The following is a 20,854-nucleotide window of genomic DNA, read 5'->3' as shown; positions in this document are numbered from 1 at the left end:
ACTCCCTGGCAGCCTCTGACCACCACCCCCGCTGCCCACAGGAGACTGTCGTTCGTGCCTTCTGCCACCGGTCAACACCCCACCACCACCGACTGTTGTACCGGATGGCTTTGCTAGTGCCTCCGTTTACATGAAAATCTCTCTACTGATTCTGTTGGCAACGGTCTGCTCGGTCGCCGCTGCCCCCTCTGAAAGACCCAATGTCGTGGTCATGCTGGTCGATGACATGGGCTGGTCGGACATTGGCTGCTATGGCGGCGAATTGAAGACGCCCCATCTGGACGCCCTGGCGAAGGACGGGGTGCGTTTCACCCAGTTCTACAATGCGGCACGCTGCTGCCCCACGCGCGCCTCCCTCCTCACCGGACTGTATCCGCATCAGGCAGGCGTGGGCCACATGACTGACGAACGGCGCGATGAGAAGGGCAACGCCCTCCCAGGATATTCCGGCCGGCTCAATGACACCTCCGTCACCATCGCTGAGGTGTTGGGCCAGGCAGGCTACTTCACCGCCATGACGGGCAAGTGGCACGTGGGCCAGAACTTGGGCGTGGTGCCGGACAAGCGCGGATTCCAGCGCACCCTGACGGCCGCCGCCGGTGGCTTCTACTTCCCCGAGGCCAAGAACGCGCGCCTTTTCTACAATGGCGAGGAGGTTGCCAAAGACAAAGAGGGCGGACCTGTGCCCAAAGAATGGTACTCCAGCGATCTATGGGCAGACTTCGGCCTGAAGTTTGTGGATGAGGCTCTCGCCGCGAAGAAGCCGTTTTTCCTCTACACCGCCTTCAATGCGCCGCACTTCCCGTTGCAGGCTCCGGAGGAGGACATCGCCCGCTGGCGGGGCAAGTTCAAGGCAGGCTGGGACAACCTCCGTGAGGAGCGCTATCGCCGCCAGATCGCCGCCGGGCTCATCGATGAGAAGTGGCCGCTCTCTCCCCGCCCCGGCGAGGTGCCTGCGTGGGACAGCCTCACGGCAGAGCAGCAGGACCGCTATGATCACCTCATGGCCATCTATGCTGCTGTCATCGAGCGCATGGACCGGGCCGTGGGGCAACTGGTGGACGGGCTGAAACAGCGCGGCCAGCTGGACAACACGCTCATCCTCTTCCTGAGCGACAACGGGGGCAACGCGGAAGCGGGCGTTCAGGGGCGCTCCAACGGGAAGAATCTGGGCAGTGTGGACTCTGACGTCTTCATTGGCCAGTGCTGGGCCACGCTCAACAACACCCCGTTTGTGCGCTACAAGCACTACACGGACGAAGGTGGCATCTCCACACCGCTGATCGCCCATTGGCCGAATGGCATCCCTGCGGCACGCCGTGGTGTCTTGGAAAAGCAACCCGGCCACTTGATCGACATTCTCGCGACGGCGGTGGATGCCTCCGGCGCGGAGTATCCGAAGGAGTTCAACGGCAAAGCCATCACCCCCAAAGCGGGCACCAGCCTGCTTCCGGCGCTGAAAGGCGAATCCCTGGCCCGCAGCCAGCCGATCTTCTGGGAGCATGAAGGGAATCGTGCGGTGCGTGACGGCGACCTCAAGCTCGTCGCTCTGGAGAATCAGCCCTGGCGTCTCTATGATCTGGCGGCAGATCGCAGCGAGCAGAACGACCTCGCGGCCGCACGCCCTGAAGTGGTGAAGGCCCTTGCGGACAAGTGGCAATCCTGGGCGGCAAACTCGAATGTGCTTCCGCTGGGAGGGTGGCGGGCTGGCCCCCGCAAGAAGGGGCCCAACCGTTTCACCCTGAAGAGCGGTGACCACCTCGATGGTGAGAAAGCTCCCGGTGTGGGGGGCAGGGGATTCACCCTCACCGCGAAGTTCGAGGCAGCAGATGGCGACAGCGAAGGCGTTCTTGTCGCTCATGGCGGCACGGCCCACGGGTACTCGCTCTCCTTCCAGCAGGGAAAGTTGACCTTTGCGGTGCGCCGTGATGGCAAGATCACCCAGGTGGCGCTGCCGGAAGCCGTCAAAGGACCGCAGACCGCCGTCGCCACCTTGGGAGCGGATGGAGCGATTTCGCTCTCGGTCGGCGGGAGTGCGGTCACAGCGAAAGCGGAGGGCGTCATCAAGGCCAATCCCAAAGACGGGCTCGATGTCGGCAACGACCTCGGCGCCCCCGTGGGACCTTATGCGAAGGCGGCTCCCTTCACGGGCAAGATCGACTCCGTAGAGATCGTGCTATCCAAGAACTAGTCGCCAGTGATGGCGGTCGTTTAAACCGTCTGCCTGCCTGCTGGCGCTCTTCACCGGGTGCCAGCGGTGCAGGGGCCTGGCTCCCCCTACATTTGTTGGGGGTAGAACAGATGCCAGAGGTTCGTAGGAGAGAGACCGTCCCATTCTCCTCCTGTGTTCGTGAAATACCTCCTGCTACCCGCCCTGCTCATCCTGTGGGGTGCTGCTCCCGCCATCTCCGCGGCTCCTGTCGGACCGGATCCGGTCACCATCTCAAGCCTGGCTGAGCTTTCTCAAAAGGCGGTCGAAAGCGGCCAGAAGGTGAAAATGACGCCCGGGGTGTACCGCTTGGCGGACTTCATCCCGCTGGCGACCATCCGGGAGCGGGCCAAGCGGAAGGCGTGGCAGTTCATCACCTTCAGCGGGAGCAACAACACCTTCGACCTCACGGGCGTGACCATCGAGCTGGACACCGCCCTGAGGGCAGCCCTCCGTTCCCCCATCCACACGGATGAGTTCCTCATCAACGGCAGCAATGTCACCCTCAAGGGCCTGACGATCACCAGTGTGGGTGATGGCAAGGCGAATGGCGGGGCGGTCCTCGGGGTGGTGGGACAAGGCACCACCCTGCGTGATTGCACCATTCATGTGCAGGGATCGGCACCGTATGGCTATGGCGACCTGTTCGGCAAAGGGGGGCTCAAGCACAGCGGGGTGCACATCACCGGCAGCCAGACCACCATCATCGGGTGCAGGATCGACTCGCGCTCCTTCGGCCACGGCTTCTACCTGCAGGAGGATTGCAACGACATCCGCTTTGAGGACTGCCACGTGGAGGGCGTGATGCGCTCCACCGATGAGATGCTGAAAGAGACGGATGGCCTCGCGGTGAAGCGCAAGTTTCAGACCGTGATGAAGACCCATGCAGGGGACTACCAGATCCTTCCGGGTTATATGAAAGCACTGGGGGAGGATGCCTTCCGCACCTATGGCCAGCACAAGAACCTGACGGTGAAGAACTGCACCGCGAAGAACATGCGCGGCGGGTTCGAGTTGCGCACCAAGACCGCGCCCCGGGTGGAGGGCTGCACGGCGCTCGGCTGCGAGCGCGGCTTCTGGGTTTCCAACGGCGCCACCATTCTGAGATGCAAGGGAGACACTCAATACGGGCCGCTGCTCTTTGTGGAAGGCGATGACGCCACGGTGGAGGTGAAGCTGGTGCCCTCGGAGGACAGCAACTTCAAGGTGCACGAAGTGGCCGCCATCTACGGGCGTAGAAACAAGGTCACGATCACCGCCCAGGGCAAGCCCGCGCGCCTCCTCCCCATCCTGCTTGGCTTTGGGCCTCCCGGCATGGGCACAGGCTTGTCCCCGGTCAGTGAGCGGGATGCGCGGGAAGTTTCGCTGCGCAATGAGACAACGATGCCCGTGGTCATCGGGGGCAAAGCGGCCAAGTGCGAGGTGACAACGTTCGGCCCGGTGAAGGAGAACAAGGGCAAGGAGATCACGATTACGAGCTTGGAGAAACTCTGAGGGAAATCTGGCCGGCGACTGCCTCCGGGGGGCTCACCGGAGAGAGTGGAGGAGTGCGGATTCTCAATGGATGGACGGGGCAGGGCAGCGCAGGAGGCGGCCCGCCCGGTTTTCGTCCTAAAAGCGCGCGATTGGCCGCGTAGTCTCGAACCGCCTTGTTCATTGGGCGGTCCGGCAGTACGATCCCGGCCCCCTTTTTCGCTTCCCCCAGCTCATGTTCCGTTTCCGATCCGCACTTGCTTTCACTTTACTGGCCTTTTCCTCGCTCCCTGCTGTGCGAGCCCAGACCTATTGGGATACCAACGGTGTGGCCTCTGGCTCGGGGAACCTCGGTGGGGTGTGGGGGACGGATGCCTTCTGGTCGAGCAACGCCAATGGCCTGACGGCGACGGGTGCGTATGTCTCCGGGAATCAGGTGGTATTCTCCGCCGGCACGGATGGAATCGGCACCTACACCGTCACCCTGTCCAGCAACCAGAGTGCTGCCGGGCTCAATTTTCAGGAGGGGCATGTCACCCTGGCCCCGGCCACGACCGTGGACTTCGCCTCCACCCAGGTGCTGACGCTCACCGGAGCGACGCCCGGTGTGAACGTGCAGAACATGGATTCGGTGATCACCAGCAGGCTCACTTCGTCAGGATTGACCAAGACCGGGCTGGGCAAGCTCACTCTCAACTACGGCACCTCGGGCAGTGCCAGCTACTTTAACCTGGCGGGTGGGGCCATCACGGTGAACGCGGGTACGCTGGAGCTGGCCGGTACGGGGGCCAGCGCAAACCAGCTGAATGCCGCCAATGGCATTGTCGTGAATTCCGGTGGGACGTTCCTGTGGAGCAGCGGGGTCAACAACATCAGCGATGGTGCCAAGTTCACCATCAACACCGGCGGCACGTTGATCACGAAGGTCAACGACCAGATTGGCACCTTCGAGGGGAGCGGTCTCATCTCCGTGCAAAACGGCTCCGTCAATCTCTCCATGGGGGCCAACGTGACCACCTTCTCCGGCATCATCACCGGCAATGGCACCCTGCAGGTGAACAACTCCACCGGAAGCCTTACCCTGACCAACGCCAACACCTTCTCCGGGGGAATCACCTCTCAGACCACCATCACGAACTCCGGCAGCATCCGGCTGGGGCACAATCGGGCGGCGCAGAATGCCACACTCAGGCTCAACAACTACGACGCATCGAAGATCAACATCAGCTTCGCCACCGGCATCGGCACCTTTGTGACGGGCGGTCTGGAGGGCATCAGCAAGCTGCTGCTGCAGGACACAACCGGTGCCGCCATCACCTTGCAGGTGGGGAACAACGATGCCTCCACGGTGTACCGGGGCGCTCTCAGCGGGAGTGGCGGACTCACCAAGATCGGCAGCGGTACGCTGACCCTGACCGGAGAGTTTATCACCGTCACCGCCACGACGGGCGGAGTCCCGACCACGCTGACCTCTCCAGGCGCGGCTTCACACACCTATACGGGTGACACCACCATCCTCTCCGGCCCGCACACCAACGGCGGCGTCAACTCCACCAGTGCCAGCACGTTGAAGCTGGACTTTAATGCTCTGGTTGATGTGACCACCGTCAGCGGAAGCACCACCTACCTCACCACCGCGACGGCGGCGACCAGCAACATCATCAGCAGCTCCAGCCGCCTGGTGCTCGGTACCGGGCGGCTGTGGGTAACGGGAAACAACGCCGGTGGCACGGCCAGCCAGACCTTCAACAACACCCGGCTCCTGACCGGTCGCAGCTATGTGACAGTGACCCAGGGGACGGTGGCCGGTCCCACGGTGGTGAATCTGGGCACCATCACCCGGGAGGTGGCGAGTATTCTGGAGTTCACCCTGCCTACGGGCACCCAGAGCCTGACCAACGGGATCACCACCACCACGGCCAACGGGGCCAGTGGCATCCTCGGTGGCTGGGCTATCGTGGGCAACGAGTGGGCGGTGAAGAATACCGCCGGGAGCGACATCGGAAACATCGTTGCTGCCGGCGCAGGGGTGTACACCGCCTATGCAGGTGGCGATGTGGTGGGCACAGCCATCACCAATGTGTTGATCAATGACGCGTCCACCACCGTCTCCACCGGCACGGGGACCACGGATGTGAACACGGTCATGGTCAGGAATCTCGTAGCCGACAACAGCGTGGTGAACCGCACGATCGACATCGCGGCAGGGGAAACCCTCCGCCTGGGGGAATCTGGCAGCATCTGGAATCAGGGGGGCGGGACGCTGGCAATCGGGACCGCCGCGAATGTGGGGGTGCTCACGGCTGGCGGCGCGGATAACACAGCAGGGGAGATCATTCTGCACCAGACGGGTGCCGGCGAGGTCACCCTGCGGTCATCCATCCGGGACAACGGCACCGGTGCGGTCACCTTCATCCGCACCGGCGCGGGCGGGCAGGTGATCATCTCCGGGGTGAACACCCACACGGGTGGCAGCGTCTTCACTCAGGGCCGCACCCGCGTGGATAGTGTGGGCGGCCTAGGATCCGGCCGGGTCACCGTTACCACAGGGGGGCAGCTCTGGATGAATGCCTCGGGCACGTACGCCCAGGCGTTTTCACTGTCGGGTACGGGCTATGGGGAGTCGGGCGTCCCCGGGGCGCTGCGCCTTGCAGGTGGGCAGGTGCTCAGCGGAGTCATCACCCTCACGGGTGACACCCGCATCGGAGCCGTGAATGCGAATACCGCCAGCACCCTGTCGGGCAAGATCACCGGAGACTATGCCCTGGACCTCTCCGGCGGCGCCGGTGGCACCAACATCATCGTGCTCAGCAACACGACGAATGATTTTACCGGGAACCTTTCGCTCAACACTAACCTCAACAGCACTACCGCCTTCAACTCGGCGCTGGTGACGGTGCGGCTGGGCGCATCAGAAGTCATCCCCAGCGGCTTTGGTAAAGGCAATGTGGTGCTTTCGGGCGGCTCCCTGGCGGTCACGCTGGATCTCAACGGGTTCAGTGAAACCATCAACAGCCTGATCTCCTATGGCACGCACGCCAACACCTTTGTGATCAACAACGCCACGGGCACCACCTCCACCCTCACCCTGGGGGACAACAACACGAGCACGCTTGTTGCCATAAACGCCGCCTACAGCACCTACTTCGGCGGGGCCTTGAAGGACGGTCTGGGCGTTCTGGGCCTGACCAAGGTGGGCGAGGGCACGCAGACCTTGAGCGGGGCCAACACCTACTCTGGCGTGACCCAGATCAACAAGGGCATCCTCCAGGGCGGGGCGGTCAACACGCTTTCCGCGAACTCCGATGTGGTGCTGATGAATGATGCCACCGTGATCCTCGCACTCACCAACGGCATTGCGGACTTCTCGCAGGTCATCAAGTCCCTCTCGGGAGGTGGCATGGTCAATCTGGGCACCATCGCCGCCGCAGACACGGTGGCGACGCCCGGCACGCGACTTACTACAGGCAGTACGGCGGACACCACCTACTCCGGCCAGATGGTCGGTGCGGGTGGTCTGGTGAAGCAGGGCGCAGGACGCTTCACCCTTGCCGGGGCGAATACGTATGTCGGTACCACCACCGTCACGGCAGGGAATCTACAGGTGGGGGTGTCCGGTGCGGGACAGACGGGCACGGGCCAGGTCACGGTGAATGCAGGGGCCACACTCTCCGGCACCGGCGTGGTTCAAGGAGCAACAACCGTCAATGGGTTGCTGAGCGCCGGAGACAATGGTGGCACCGGCATGGGCAAGCTCACCTTCAGCAATGTGACCTCAGGCAGCCTGGTGCTGGCGGGTGGCGGCTCGGCGCTGGATCCGCGCGCTCTCTTCACCCTCGGCGGTGCCACTGGGAATGAGACCAATCCCATGGATGGCATCCAGACCACCGGATGGCTCAATGGCGGTACCGGCAACCACGATCACCTGTCGGTGCAGGGCTCCCTGACCCTGACGAGTGGCAGCGTGATCAAGGTGGTGCTGGCGGATGCCTACACCCCGGCGTGGGGCGATGTCTTCAACCTCCTCGATTGGGCCACGGTGACCGGCAGCCTCAACGCAGGCACCTTCAATGTAGCCACAGACCTGAATCTCCAGGTGAGTGACACGATGACGGCCAACGGTTGGTACTGGGAAACAAACCAGTTCCTCACAGATGGCATCATCTATGTGGCACCCGAGCCGGGACGGGCGATGCTGATTGCGATTGGCCTGGGGCTCGGATTGCTGAGGCGGCGGCGGAGGTAGTCTCCCGCCGAACAGTCCTGCTGGAATCTCGTCAATGCGGAGGTTGTGGCTGCGTCTTCTTCAAGGAGGGAGGGGCCACGTGCTCAACAGTGACGAAGACCAGCAAACGTCTCTGGAAGCTCACGGTCTCTGACTTGATGGTGCGTCCGGCCCCGTCTGTCTCTTCCACCTGCTGCTTGTCGATCCTCGGTTCCATTTCGAGGACTACGGTCTGTCCGGGGAGCACTGCCGCGTTCAGCCTGGCTTTGCGCACATTGAAGATGGGCTCCTGCCAGCCGCTCTTCTTGCGAGGGAGAAACCCTTCGAACTCCATGACCTGGGAGGACACATCGAGAGCGATCTCTCCCGTCTTCTTGAGCTTGGGGGTGACGCTGAGCGTGACGCCGGGCTTTTTGGTCGCCTGTCGCTCGGCTTCGTCTTTGTAGGAGAATTCGCGTACCACCTCGAACCGGGCTTGCTGGCGGTCTCTGGTGATCATTTGCGGCGCCGAAAGGAGATCCAATCCCTTCCGTTGATTGAGGTTCCGGATGAGTTTTTGGAACTCTGGATCGGTCAGAGTGGCAATGTGGCCGGGCACTTTCTGATCCGGCTTGTCCAGCGGTGCGGGCAGAGGAGTGCTACTGGATGATCTTGGATTGCGTTCGCTGACCTCCACAAACTTGGCGTGGATGAGGATCTGCGGTGCCTTCGGGTCCGGGGAGGCTGCTCGAGTGATGCCAAGGAAGGTCAGGAATGCCATGGCGAGGCAAAGGGCGGTCTTCATGAGAGGATGGGGCGTGGGTGGCGTGGCGATGGATTGAATGCGGGCACGCAAGGCAGTGCCCCGCTGGAAGATGCCCACAAAACCGAGGCTGAATCCAGCGGGGCTGAAGGCGGTTTCGACCTTTAACAGCGTGTGGCCATAGGCGACTCGTCCGGCCTGGCTTTCGCGGTCGAGCACCTGCGCATCGCAAGCAGCTTCGCGATCAAGGCGGAGTTTGAAGAAGGCGACCCAGAGTACGGGATTGAACCAGTGCACAGCGAGCAGCAGGCAGAGCAACGCATGGACGGGGAGGTCACCTCGCTTGAGATGCGTCAGTTCGTGTTTGAGGACAAAGCGCCTTTCCTGCGGCGCGAGCGTTTGCTCAAAATGAGCGGGCAGCAACAGGGTGGGGCGCAACAGACCGGTGACGGCAGGACTGTGAACCTCTGAGGACACCCAGACGCGTGGCACCCGCCGCAGACCGATTGCTTGGGACTGTCCGTCGATCTCGCTGAGCAAGGCGGAGCTGGCGGGAAGAAGGTCGCGCTGGCACCGGCGCAGCGTGTGCAGATAGGCACCCAGGCCCAGGATGACCATGCCTGCTGCCCCACCGAGCCATATCCAGCACAGCAGGAGCGCCCACGAGGTCGGCACGGGAATGCCCGGGGTTTCAGCCTGAGTGGTGTGGGTGAGCAACACCCCGGTGGGTTGCATAACGGAAGAAACGGTGAGCGGAGACTCCGGGGCCAGATTGATGATGGAACTGACGGCCCACGGACTCTCCGGGCAGACCGGGATAAGTAAGACCACCAGCACCGGCAGCCACAATGCGTAGCGCCAGCGTGGGGAGACACGATGCCTGACTACCGCCTGGGTCACGAGCACCACCATCACAAGCAGGGAAGCTCGGGCACTCGTCGCGAGGATCCAGTCAAAGAGACGCAGGAGAGTTTCCATGGCAGGTCAGGATTTCAGGGATTGATCCAGGATCTTCTTCAGCTCGCGCACTTCCTCAGCCGTGAGCTTGCTGTTCTGGGCGAAGTGGACGAGCAGAGGCTTCGCCGCCCCGCCGAAGACCCGCTGCATGAAGGACTCGCCCTCGGCCCGCACACAGGCCTCGCGCTTCACCGCCGGCAGATAGGTGCGGGTGCCGGAGCTGTTTTCGGCCGTCTTGAGCGCGCCTTTTTCCACAAGGCGGGTGAGCAGTGTACGCACGGTGTTCTCCGCCCACTTCGTGGTAGGGCGGAGGAGTTTCGTGAGCTCGGATGCCGTCTGCGGGGCCGCATCCCACAATGCCTCCATGACGGTCCATTCGGATTCGGAAATATCAGGCGCGGGTGTCATGCGCACAGTTTCACTACATTTGTCGTGATGTGGCAACTACAAATGTAGTGATGGGAGACAAAAGACTTCAAGACACAAGTCGCAAGACCTGAGGTCAGGGGGGCTGGACCGTACGACTCGCGAACCTGGCCGGGCAAAGGAGGCGGGGGTTCCCAGCCCCGCTCAGTCGGGCGTTCCTTCAGCAAGTCAGGCCGATGGCACCTGCTCCTCACGTGCAAACCGCCAGCACCTGGCCCCGCGTGCGGGGCTGTGGAGTGCGTGCGTGAAGCGCCGCTTTCGCCAGGAGATGCGGTGCAGAGCAGGCGGCACGTGTCGTCCTGCCTCTCGTCGAAGGTTCATGAAAACCACTCAGTCTCCATCAGGGCCGACGTTTTGTGGGCGATAGACGGCCAGCCGGAGTATCTTAAAGCTTGGGGTGCCACTCGCAGGCGAAAGCGCTGCATGTCTCACAAAGCGACTTCCTCGCCAGGTGTCGGCAATGGAAAGCCGGGTGTCGACGTCACAAGACTCGACACCCGGCTCTCTTGAATTTCACACGTCAGGGCGCTGCAGAGGCAGCGGTTGTTTTACCTTTATCCTTCGCGAATTGATCCGTGCCATACACCGCCATCTCATTGAAGGACCAGAAGCAGCCCTTGTCGGAACCCGTCTGGGTGATGCGCACAAAGCGGGTGACGGTATTGGGTGGGAACTGGACGGTGGTCATGGCGGCGCCTTTGCCGGAGACCACGGGCTCGGACCACTTTTCACCGTCGGCGCTCACCCGGACCTCATACCCGCGAGGGTAGTCGTCCTTGGAGGCCAGGGAGTCGAGGGTGATCCGAGTGAGCAGATGGTCCCGCTGCATGTCGAACTGGAACCACTGGCCGGGCTGCTGCGGGGTGCCGGTGGACCAACGGGATTTGGCATCGCCGTCCCACGCGTGTTTGGTGTCCTTCTCCTTGAGGGAGGCGCTGAAGGCCCAGGCTTTCATGTTGTCGCGCGGCACGGTCAGATAGGGCCCCAGCTCAGCCAGGGTGTAGGGTTCCAGTCGGTCGGACTCGGCGCGGATGGCGGCCACCTCCGCAGGGGTGATGGTGGGCGCATTGTTGCCAAAGTTGTTGCGGATATAGGTAAGAACCTCCGCCACCCACTGGTCATCGTTGGCCTTCATCGGCACCATGGCGCCAGGGTAGGTCTTGCCATCCACTTCGCCCATGAGACCATGCAGCAGAATGCGCACGAGCGCATCCGGACTGCCTGCCACGCGGGGTGAACCGGAGAGCGGCGGGGCGAGATGGAGACCATCGGAGGTCACCACGCCCTTGCCATCCGGGCCATGGCAGGCAAAGCAGATCTGGGCGTAGTGCTCGCTGCCCTTCCGCATGAGCGCCATGCCCACGGGATCGATCTTGACGGAGATTCCGCTGGGTCTGGCCGGATCGAACTGCAGGCTCTGTCGGGCGGAGGCGGTGATGATCTCGTTCCAAGGATGGGAGGTGGCGGCTGCCTGCATCGCGGTGTGTCCACCTTTGGCGGGGACGTAGCGCAGAGAGTTGACAGCTTGAACGACCACATCAGGAGAGGGGTCTTTGACCATTGCCTCCACCTGGGTCAGCAGTTCCTTGTCAGCCTTCTGCAGATGGCCTTCGCTGATGCGGATGGCGGCGGCGCGCACGCGTTCATCTTTGTCTTTGAACGCGTCCAGGAGAAGCTGCCGGTCCGTGGCGCCCAAGCCGTCCAGAGTCCAGAGGGCGTGCATGCGACCCAGGGGCTCCTGGCCCTTGCGGACGAGATCGGTGAGGGCCGGGACCACGCTCCGGTCTCCTTTGAGCACCAGGAGCTTCTGTGCGGTATCCCGCCACCAGCCGTTGGGGTGGGAGAGATGCCGGACCAGTTCGGCCGGTTTTTCCTGCAGCATGCGGGGCTGTGCGCCCGGCTTGTAGTCCTTGTGCACCAGGCGGTAGATGCGGCCGTGGCCCACATACTTGTCATAGCCCTCGTTCACGATCGCGCTGTGCAGGTAGCCGCCCTGAGGTACCCAGGCGCTCTCCTGAATGACACCGTGGTGCATGTCCACGATGTACAGGCAGCCATCGGGCCCGGTGGCGGTCCACACCGGGCGGAAGGCCATGTCGGTGGAGGTGATGAACTCGTCGCCCGGGGTGGCATTGGTGAGCACACGCTTGCCATCCACGTTATTTACCTTGGCCCGGCGGATGAGGCGGCCCACCGGCTCCGGCAGGATGTAGTCGCCCCGCATTTCCTGGGGCAGTTGATCACCGCGGAAGATGGACTGCCCGCAGCAGGCGCTGAAGTGATTGAGCGTGCCCTTGGTGTTGTGGATGCGGTTGAGGCCGCTTTGGGTGTCCACCGTCTGCACGCCGGGGAAAGTCTCGGCAAATCCCGGCTCGGTTTCGTCTGGCAACGTCAGGCTGCCGTAGCTGGGAAACTGCTGGAAGCCAAAGGCCGGGTTTTCCCCACCGGCCGCAGAGCAGAAGAAGCGCCCTTCATCATCCATGGCCAGACCCCACTGCGAGGTGCGGCCGAAGATCTGCACGGGCTCCATGGCGCTGCCTTCACGGGTGAGGCGGAAGCGGCGGGAGAGATTGCCGCTGTACAGGTGGTTGTCGATGCCCCACTGCAGCGCGGTGTCCTGGTGCTCCAGGTTGTTCTTGGTCGGTTCCCCGTTGTAGAAGTCTTTCTTCTCATCTGCAACACCGTCGCCGTTGGTGTCCTGATAGGTGGCGAACTTGCCGGTATAGGTTTCGGCAATGATGACGCGCCCGTCCAGGGGCAGGACCATGCGCGGCAGCACCAGTTTGTCTGCGAAGACCGTGGATTTGTCGAGGATGCCGTCCCCGTTGGTATCCGTGAGGCGGGACACCCGCGAGACCGGCTCGTCCTGGCCGGTGGCCTTGAGATCATGCATGTAGCTGCGCATCTCCGCCACATACATGTGCCCGTCTCCATCCCAGGTGCAGAGCACGGGATGCACGATGGTGGGCTCTGCGGTGACGAGTTCAAGGCGATAACCTTCCGGCACTTTGATCCGGTCCATGGCCTGCTGGGTGGTGAGATCCATGATCGGCACCTTGGGCACGCCACCGGGGAAGTTGCGGCTGGTGCGCTCCTCCGTGGGGAAGTCCTGAGGGATGGCCGTCGGGCACTTGCCGGTCACCAGCCATTCAATGGATCGCAGGAATGTCGTTTGAAAACCAACACAGGCCAGCGGGCCGGAGCTGTCTCCCACGTGGCCCATCACATTGGTCATCACCTTGCCCTTGCCATAGGGCACCCACCAGAGCACCGGCTCATGTTTGCCCGTCCCCTGGTACTTCGCATCGTCAAAGGCGCTGAGGAGAATGTTCACGTTCTCAGCCGGCCCGCGCTGGCCGTGGTAGAGCTCGTCCTTCACATGCTTCCACACACGGGGCATGCCGGCGGTGACGGGGTGTTGCGCATCGCGCACGGTGACCTGCCAGTCCCACTGCTTGCCATGGCCGGACGAGCGGCCTTTGCCCGCGGGCTCGCGCACCACGGTGCCGTCATCTTCCAGATAGAGCCCTGCACCATAGACGGTATGACGCCAGAGGAGGCCCACCATTTTTTCGTATTCCTTCCAACCGGTGAAGCTGTTGTTGGCGGCATGAACCAGCGCCACGGAGCCGCCTTCAGCGACATATTTCTCAAAAGCCGTCTGCACCCGCTGCGGCCACATGTCCCCGTTGTAGTCCAGGACGATGCACTGGTACTTGTGGAACTGGGGATCCCACTTGTCCCACTCCGCCGCTGGCGCGCCTTTGGCGGGTGTGTTGGATTCCTCGGCGATGAACCCCGGCAGTCCATTCAGGAGGGTCAGCAGGAACTCATTGCCGATTTTCCAGTCGTGATTGTTCTGTCCTCCAATGACGAGTACCGAGATGGCATCCTTGGATTTTGCGACGGTCGGGGCCGGAGCGGGCGTGGCAGGTTGTGCGGCAAGAGGCTGGGCGAGCGAAACGGACGTCAGCAGCAGCACAGCCAGCCGGAGGCCTTGGGTGAATGGCGGTAACTTGATCACGGAGATGAGGAGCGGTGGTTGAACTGAAGCGCGATGGTCCCGGAAGCCGGGGTCCCCATTCAAGTTGCACGCACTCCCGCGGCTCGTCACTTTCCGCCGCATCCCCTAAAGCGGGGAGGTCACCCCCTGCCCGCAGAGGGTCAGGATTCGCCGGAAATATGCTTCGCCACTGCCTCAGTGCGGTTCTTCACCCGCAGCTTCACGCAGATGTTTTTGACATAGGTGCGCACCGTTTCCGTGCCGATGCCCAGCTTGTCCGCGATCTCCTTGTAGATGTATCCGGAGGCCAGCAGCTCAATGACCTCCCCCTCGCGCGGCGAGAGTTTTTCGTTCTCATCCACCGGCTTCGTGGGCCCGCGAAAGTACTGCACCACCCGGCGGGCGATGTGGGCGGAGAATTGCGCTCCACCCGAGTGGACATCACGGATGGCCTCGAACAGTTTCTCCGGGGCGCTCGATTTTACGAGGTATCCGCTCGCCCCTGCTTTGAGGGCGCGGAAGATGCGTTCGGCATCTTCGTACACGGTGAGCATGATGAACTCCATGTCCGGCAGGCGCTTCTTGAGCACCGCCACGCATTCAATGCCCGACATCCCAGGCAGTTGAATGTCCATCAAGACCACATCGGGTGGGTTGGTGGGGATCTGGCGGACGGCTTCTTCCCCAGACTTCACGGCGTAGAGGCACTCGATATCGCGGGCGCTTTTCAGCACCAGGAGGAGCTGCTCCCGAAGCCCCGGATCATCCTCCACAATCACGATCGTTTTCTTGTCTTTCATCAGCTTAGGTCGCAGGAGAAGAGGATGGTGATGGCCGCCTGGAGGGCGTGGCAGGAATGGGCACTTCGAATCGGACGGTGGTGCCCTTGGCGGGCACGCTCTGGAAGGTAACGGTGCCGCCCAGGGAATTCATGCGGCGCTCCATGTTGTTGAGACCGTGCCCTGGCGTCGTGTTTGCGGAATCGAATCCGCTCCCATTGTCGGTGATGGTGATCGTGAGGGTCGGATCGGTGAACTCCATGCGCACGGTGATCTCGGTGGCCGCGGCGTGCTTGATGGCATTGTGCAGGGCTTCCTTCACGGCCAGTGTGATGTTGTGGCGCACCTCACTGGTGACGCGGCGCTGGCCCGGCACCTCGCAGGAATGAATGCGGCAGCGGATCCGTGCGGTGTCGCAGAAGTTCTGCGTGAGCTGGCAGATGTAGTTCACCAGCGCCTCCAGGTGATCGTGCTCGGGATTCACGGTCCATACCGTTTGGTAGAGCGCGCCCACCAGCTCGCGAGCCATGGCAGAGATGCGTTGGAAGCTCTCCCGCGAGGACTCGCTCTGGGGCTCGTTCTCGGCGAGCCCGCTCATGAGCGAAATGTGAGTGAGCCTCGCCCCGAGGTCGTCATGCAGATCCCGCGCGATCCGCAGGCGTTCCAGCTCGACCAACCGCTCCTGCTCGGCCCGGGCGAGGTGCTGGCGGATACGCCGCCGGATGATGGCCCGGCAGGCCCACCAGAGCACCAGCCCGCCGATGGTGGAACTGCTGATCCAAAACCAGACGCTGCGCCACAACGGCTTCAGCACCACAAACTGAAGCTGGCGCGGCCCATGGAGCGAGTTGCCCGTGGCATCCAGTTCATCGCTCCAGAACGTGTGGGTGCCGGCGCCCAGACGTCCGTAGTTCACGTCAAAGCGGTTGCCCATGCCGATGTTGTACATCTCGGACCACTCCACGGTGAGGGTCTCGCCGGGAGTGACGCGTGGCGCACCCGTGCGGAGAAGATTCCACTCAGCATGAGCTCCAGCATCATCATCCAGGATGCACAATGCTTCTCCCGCAGGGGTGGTCACCAGCCTGGCCATGGAGGGGCGGGTGCCGCTGCGCGTCCAGCCAGTGGTGATGGAGTGCTGCTCATCGAGACCGGAGGCCGTTTCGTAGACCATCCTTGCTGTCGGCGTGGCCGGGCTCGAGAGCTTCAAGTCTCGAACGGCATAAAGTCCCATGGCCGTGGGAGGGCCGGACGAGGAAATAGCCACCGTCACAGTGGCGGCATCCGGTGGCACTCGTAAGGATTCCCGTCGCGAGGTGAAGGTGGAAGTCCCGGTCTCACCCCGCCATCCTGCACTGATGCCATCCACCGGGAAAAGACGCTGCCCCACCTGGTCTCCCGCCACATCGGCGAACCGTACGATGAGACACATCTCGCTCTCGATCTGACGCCAGGATTCATCCACTCCATCCAACTTGAAGCGAATGCGGCGGCAGTTCTCTGGATCCTCCTGGGCGGATTTGCCCAGGCGGAAGCTGACCGTTTTGGCGAACGCTGGAACTCGAAAGCCAGTTGGACCCGCAGAGAACGGTTTGCCGTCCACCAGCAACACCACCGGGGCGGGGTTGGGGAGGGATTCGGCACGGACTGAGGGCAGGGCCAGCGGCGAGGCCAGGCAACCCCAGAGGATGGGTGCCATCCGCCACGGACCCCCACGCCGCTGGAGTGGGGCGGGTCGGGGGAGGATGGAGAGACGCGAAGGCACCACAGACGCTACTGTATCTGGAAGCAGTCTCAAATGCGAGGTTGGGTGCACGGGGAAGAGGGGAAGTTTCGTGAGTTTGCCTCAAGTGGCAGTGGTTCCAAGGTGATGTCTTCTGCAGAGAGACTCCCAAAGGCGGTTGTGGGTGTCGACGTGAGGAGAACGGACCAAACGTGCACGTTTGCGGGGGTGCCAAGGAACTACCTTGAGATGCCCGCCTCAGACCGAAGTAGATCCCAGTATGGGATCTGTAGCACAGCCCAAGGTTGGACGAGCCCTAAGCGAGTCTACCTTGGGGACCTCCGCAGGAGATGATCAGGTGGGAAAGCCGACAGCATCCGCTTCCTCCCCACCGCCATCAACACCCCCACGTCAGCTCCTCAGGTTCCTTGGCAGGCACTAACTGAAGCGTCTGTGGTGAGGATGACGCGACAGATATCCGCCTGTCCAACGCCCTGCTGCCGCCCGACCCAGCGGATAACTTGGCCACTTGGCTCCGCTTCCTGCCGCGGCGTGATAGACCGGGAAATTAGTGTCTCCTCACGTCGTCAACTACGACCGGGATCGTTCGGGATGGGGCAGAGAGGATTTGCGGGGACTGTTGTGGGCATAGGGGGCTGATGGATGGCGGTGTCAGGGGTTCTGCTGCTGGGGCTGGGTTCTAGGTGATCACCATCGAATCGAATCTCCGACAGGCGACTACTTGCCCTCCCCACTCACCACCTCTGTTGAGGTCGGGCCGTAGGAACGCAAAATCACCGGCACATCGGTGACACCGGCGATTCGCTCCAACAACGCCGCTGCAGATGTCACTGCCTCTTCAGCGTATTGGGGCTGGGCTTGATAGAGCCATTCCGTCAGCTTCTCCTGGTGGGCGAGGTCTCCCATTTCGCCTAAAGGCAGGCGCTCGCACGAGTTTGCTGCATCAGGCAGGCCATCATAGCGCTCACACCACTTCAATTTGACATCGCGCTCGAAGACATCCAGGTGGCCGATGAGCAGGCCAGACAGTGCACCCGCAGACTCCAGGGCGTAGCGAAGCAGTACTGCATCGGGGTGCCCGCGACGGAACTGGCCCTGCCAGCCCTCTGCGTGGTTGTGGGGCTCGGGAAAGATTGCATCCAAAGTGGCATCGTGTGTGGGCATGGGACCGATGCCGTGACGAGTGAGGTAGCTGCGCAACACGCCGTAGTGTTCAATGTCCGACTGCACCCCATAGCGCGAGGCCACGTGATTGACGGCGTGGGCTGTGGTGGAACTCCAGGTGGTGTGAGGATGAAAGCCCCGCCACTCATCCAACAGCACGCCTTGGGCCCCTTCAAACAACACGCATCCGGGACGTGTCAGTTGCTCATGGATCTGGGAGGCCGACGCAGGAGGGCACTGGCGGGCCAGCGCGCGACAATGGTTCAACCAGGTGGTGGGAAGAGATTCGTCACGAAGAATGGCCAACTCGTCGGTGACGCTTTCTACAGGCATGGCCTGCACCAGTGGTTCAAACTCCTCTCGAATGGACTGGCGAATGGCCGAGAGTTTGTCCCGTTGCGCATGAAGGTTTGCGGAGTTGGAACTGGAGAAGTCACCATAGCGCAGCACCTGGTCAGGGTGCTCCAGGGAGTGGCGGACCGTCTCGCCCACACCCACACCACAGGTGCCATGTGCCGTGGCACCTCGCAGCAGCTCCCGCAATCGCCCGGCAGCCTGATGGTAGGGCGTGGTGACGCGGCACATGGCATCGATGGTGAGCCGCGGCAGGGCGTCATCGATCCCGGTTTGACCTAGAACTCCCGCCTCTACCAGCAGGGCGGTGGGATGTACCACCACGGGGTCGAGAAGCAGCGTCCGCACCCCCGGGACGAAGGTGCCGCTGCCAAACTGGGAATAGGTGTGGTGCCGGGCTGGCAGTCTTGCTTCCGCGGGGGTCACCACATTGTGCCCGGCCTGGGCGCCGCCGTTAAAGCGCACGACGGTGTGTGCCTGCCAGCGCCTGGCCAGGACGTCAATAAAGTGTCCCTTTCCACAGTCGCCGAAGCCGAGGCCCAGCACGGAAGCAAAGCGGGTGCTGCTCACTTGAAGACGGGAATCAGCCGAACAGTCGCTTCCACCAACTGCCTCCCGAAGTCACGGGCGCGTGATAGCTCTTGGAGGGCCCAAGGTGCAACACGGCCGCGTAGTCCTGAATGGCACGCAATGTGGCGCTGATGCGGTCACGCTGGAAACCATTCTCGCCAAGCGTCTTCGCCAGGGCATCCAGGCTGGGGATCCGCTTTTCCGTGAGTGCCACGATGGAGGCGGCCACGGCGCAGGTGTCCGATGGCGACTCCATGCAGATGGTATGGTCCCCCAAAAGCTGACGCCAGCGCGACTCACAGCGTTTGGCGCGTTGCAGATCCGGGATCAGGAAGAACAGGTGGTAGGACTCCGCGGCGGCAGCGATGACCTCCTCAATGGGAATGTCTTCATCAAGCTTCTCATCGAGGAGCGCATCCACTTGATGACGCGAAACTGTGGGATAAGGCAGCTCATCTCCGGTGAGGAAGAGATAGCCCTTTTTCTTGCGCTTCACCATGTTGTCCATGTCGGTGTGTTGCGCCGCCACATAGAAAGCCAGCTCATAGCTCTCGTGACCTGTGCCACCGCCTCCGCCTTCCAGGTAGCTCCAGGTGAGCCACTGGTCCATCAGCTCTGCCGTGCTCTCGAACTGGCCCACCTGAAGCGAGGCCTGATCCGACGTGGCATCACCGATCGCCATGAACATCAGCTGGGGATCTTCCACCTGGCATCCAGTGAGGAGTTTCATCAGCGTGGGCAGCTCCTGCTTGGCCAGCAGGTGCGGAATGTCCCCCATGGAACCCGTCACATCCAGGGCGAACGCAATCCCGAGGGAATTCGGGTGATCGGCGCTGTCACGGCATTCACGCACCTTGAGTCCCTTGGGATTCATCAGGGCATGGCATCGTGTCTGGCTGAAGACCTCGGTACGCGACTGATGAGCGCGACCGGCGGTGAGTGCGGCGTGGGCGGCATGTGAGTAGTTTCCGTAGCCCATGGGTGTTTTGTGGTTGGGGTGGGTTTTGCTGTACTGAAAAAAGGAGAAGTCTGGATCAGACGTGCAGAGGCACAAAGGCTGGCGGTCCGAAGGTGGATCGAGCGGCCGTCCGCAACAAGCCGTCCAAGCCGGAGGCTCCTTGCTGAAAGCAGAAGTCCTCGTCCTGACATGCCTGCAAGACCAGTTGGGCGAGAGGCTCGGGAACGAATCCGGAGAGGGCCGTCCGCTCGCTGGTGCCACAGAGCAGCACCAGCACCACGCGGGCGCTGTGTTGCAGGTCCTGGGCCTTTTCCCTGGCGCTGGCACCGTTCTTCGCAGAGGCCCAGCCGATGACGCGTACGCCGTGGTTGGCAGGATGGACCAGAGCATGTTCGGGTCGGATGTCTCCGTGTGCCCAGCCATTGGCATGGAGGTAGTGCAAGACATCCAGAAGTCTCCGCCAGATCCAGACCGCATGGCGTGGATCCAGCCCATTCGGATAGCGCTGACTGAGAGCTGCCAGGCTGCCCCAGAAGCCATTGGGATGCCGCAGGATCAGAGCCTGACGCAGACCATCTCCATCGCTCTCCAATACGTCCTGGGCGATGACCACCGGCAGATGCTGCAGACCGTAGGCACTGGCCGAGCCCGCCTCCATGGAGTGAAGCTCGCGCAACACTTCCGCCTCTCTTGCATAGAGTGCGGCGGCTTTGGGCGAGGACGAGAGTTTGACCGTAGCGAGGAAGGGCATGGGCCCGACTCGCTGGGCCAGATGCACCAGCGAGACGTCGCCACGTCCCAGTTGTTGCATCAAGTGATAGTTCTCACCCCGACACGTGATGTCCCCACCCAGGGCGCCCGTTTGTTGGCGGGCGCGCCGCAAGGCCTGGCGAAAAGTGTCGCGCAGCACCATCGCGGTGGTTCGCATGATGAGTGCGCCGCACGAGCCGCATTTCACCGAGCGCCAGATGGCCACGCGTGGGAGCGGGGCTCCGCATTGAGGGCAGTTGAGAGCCACCCACGCCATCAGTCGATCCCTCCGTAACGTGGAAGGTGGTCCGGGCCGCCAGAGACCGTGGGTGCCATTTTGCGCACCGAAATCAAATTCAAAGCCAATGTTTCCGGGCCAGGGGCCGGCACCGTTGAATTCATGTTGGGGGTTGGTTTTGCTCCTTAAAATCGCCAACCTTCCTGCAAAGGCAAGTGAAGTTTTATCTGCGCCGCCTCGTAGCCCCGAAGTTATCCATTCT

Annotated in this window: 11 protein-coding genes; 3 read left to right on the top strand and 8 right to left on the bottom strand. The window is 62.4% G+C overall.

What is annotated here, in order from left to right; genetic code table 11:
• The first annotated feature begins 130 nt into the window (after positions 1–130).
• The 3 genes from BV106_RS04540 to BV106_RS04530 all read left to right on the top strand — a co-directional run bounded on the left by BV106_RS04540 (position 131) and on the right by BV106_RS04530 (position 7,928).
• Entirely contained in the window at positions 131–2,191 is a 2,061-nt protein-coding gene (locus BV106_RS04540; RefSeq protein ID WP_038161134.1) for an arylsulfatase, read from the top strand.
• Positions 2,192–2,350: 159 nt separating this feature from the next.
• Positions 2,351–3,703 (top strand): right-handed parallel beta-helix repeat-containing protein, encoded by a 1,353-nt coding sequence (locus BV106_RS04535; RefSeq protein ID WP_265595331.1) that lies wholly within the window; start codon positions 2,351–2,353, stop codon positions 3,701–3,703.
• A gap of 214 nt (positions 3,704–3,917) precedes the next feature.
• Complete coding sequence (locus BV106_RS04530) at positions 3,918–7,928, top strand: autotransporter-associated beta strand repeat-containing protein (RefSeq protein WP_038161132.1); 4,011 nt, start codon at positions 3,918–3,920, stop codon at positions 7,926–7,928.
• A 31-nt stretch (positions 7,929–7,959) separates the two neighbouring features.
• Here BV106_RS04530 and BV106_RS04525 read toward each other — a convergent pair whose 3' ends face one another.
• From BV106_RS04525 to BV106_RS04490, 8 genes are all read right to left on the bottom strand, one after another.
• Complete coding sequence (locus tag BV106_RS04525; RefSeq protein ID WP_038161127.1) at positions 7,960–9,627, bottom strand: M56 family metallopeptidase; 1,668 nt, start codon at positions 9,625–9,627, stop codon at positions 7,960–7,962.
• A 6-nt stretch (positions 9,628–9,633) separates the two neighbouring features.
• On the bottom strand, positions 9,634–10,014 hold the full coding sequence (locus tag BV106_RS04520) for a BlaI/MecI/CopY family transcriptional regulator (RefSeq protein ID WP_038161125.1): 381 nt from the start codon (positions 10,012–10,014) through the stop codon (positions 9,634–9,636).
• A gap of 538 nt (positions 10,015–10,552) precedes the next feature.
• Entirely contained in the window at positions 10,553–14,056 is a 3,504-nt protein-coding gene (locus tag BV106_RS04515; protein WP_038161185.1) for a ThuA domain-containing protein, read from the bottom strand.
• 140 nt (positions 14,057–14,196) lie between these two features.
• Positions 14,197–14,835 (bottom strand): response regulator transcription factor, encoded by a 639-nt coding sequence (locus BV106_RS04510; RefSeq protein ID WP_038161123.1) that lies wholly within the window; start codon positions 14,833–14,835, stop codon positions 14,197–14,199.
• 4 nt (positions 14,836–14,839) lie between these two features.
• Entirely contained in the window at positions 14,840–16,513 is a 1,674-nt protein-coding gene (locus BV106_RS04505) for a sensor histidine kinase (protein WP_038161119.1), read from the bottom strand.
• Between the two features lie 762 nt (positions 16,514–17,275).
• Positions 17,276–18,646 (bottom strand): adenylosuccinate synthetase, encoded by a 1,371-nt coding sequence (locus BV106_RS04500; protein ID WP_038161117.1) that lies wholly within the window; start codon positions 18,644–18,646, stop codon positions 17,276–17,278.
• A gap of 13 nt (positions 18,647–18,659) precedes the next feature.
• The gene (locus BV106_RS04495) at positions 18,660–19,625 is read right to left on the bottom strand and encodes a hypothetical protein (protein WP_038161114.1); all 966 of its coding nucleotides are present in this window, start codon (positions 19,623–19,625) and stop codon (positions 18,660–18,662) included.
• Positions 19,626–19,680: 55 nt separating this feature from the next.
• Entirely contained in the window at positions 19,681–20,532 is an 852-nt protein-coding gene (locus tag BV106_RS04490) for a lipopolysaccharide kinase InaA family protein (RefSeq protein WP_265595330.1), read from the bottom strand.
• Positions 20,533–20,854: the final 322 nt, after the last annotated feature.

The sequence above is a fragment of the Verrucomicrobium sp. BvORR106 genome (assembly GCF_000739655.1).
In the GTDB taxonomy this organism is placed as follows: domain Bacteria; phylum Verrucomicrobiota; class Verrucomicrobiia; order Verrucomicrobiales; family Verrucomicrobiaceae; genus Verrucomicrobium.
The sequence above is the reverse complement of the archived record's forward strand: the minus strand, read 5'-3'. Positions and strand labels throughout refer to the sequence as shown.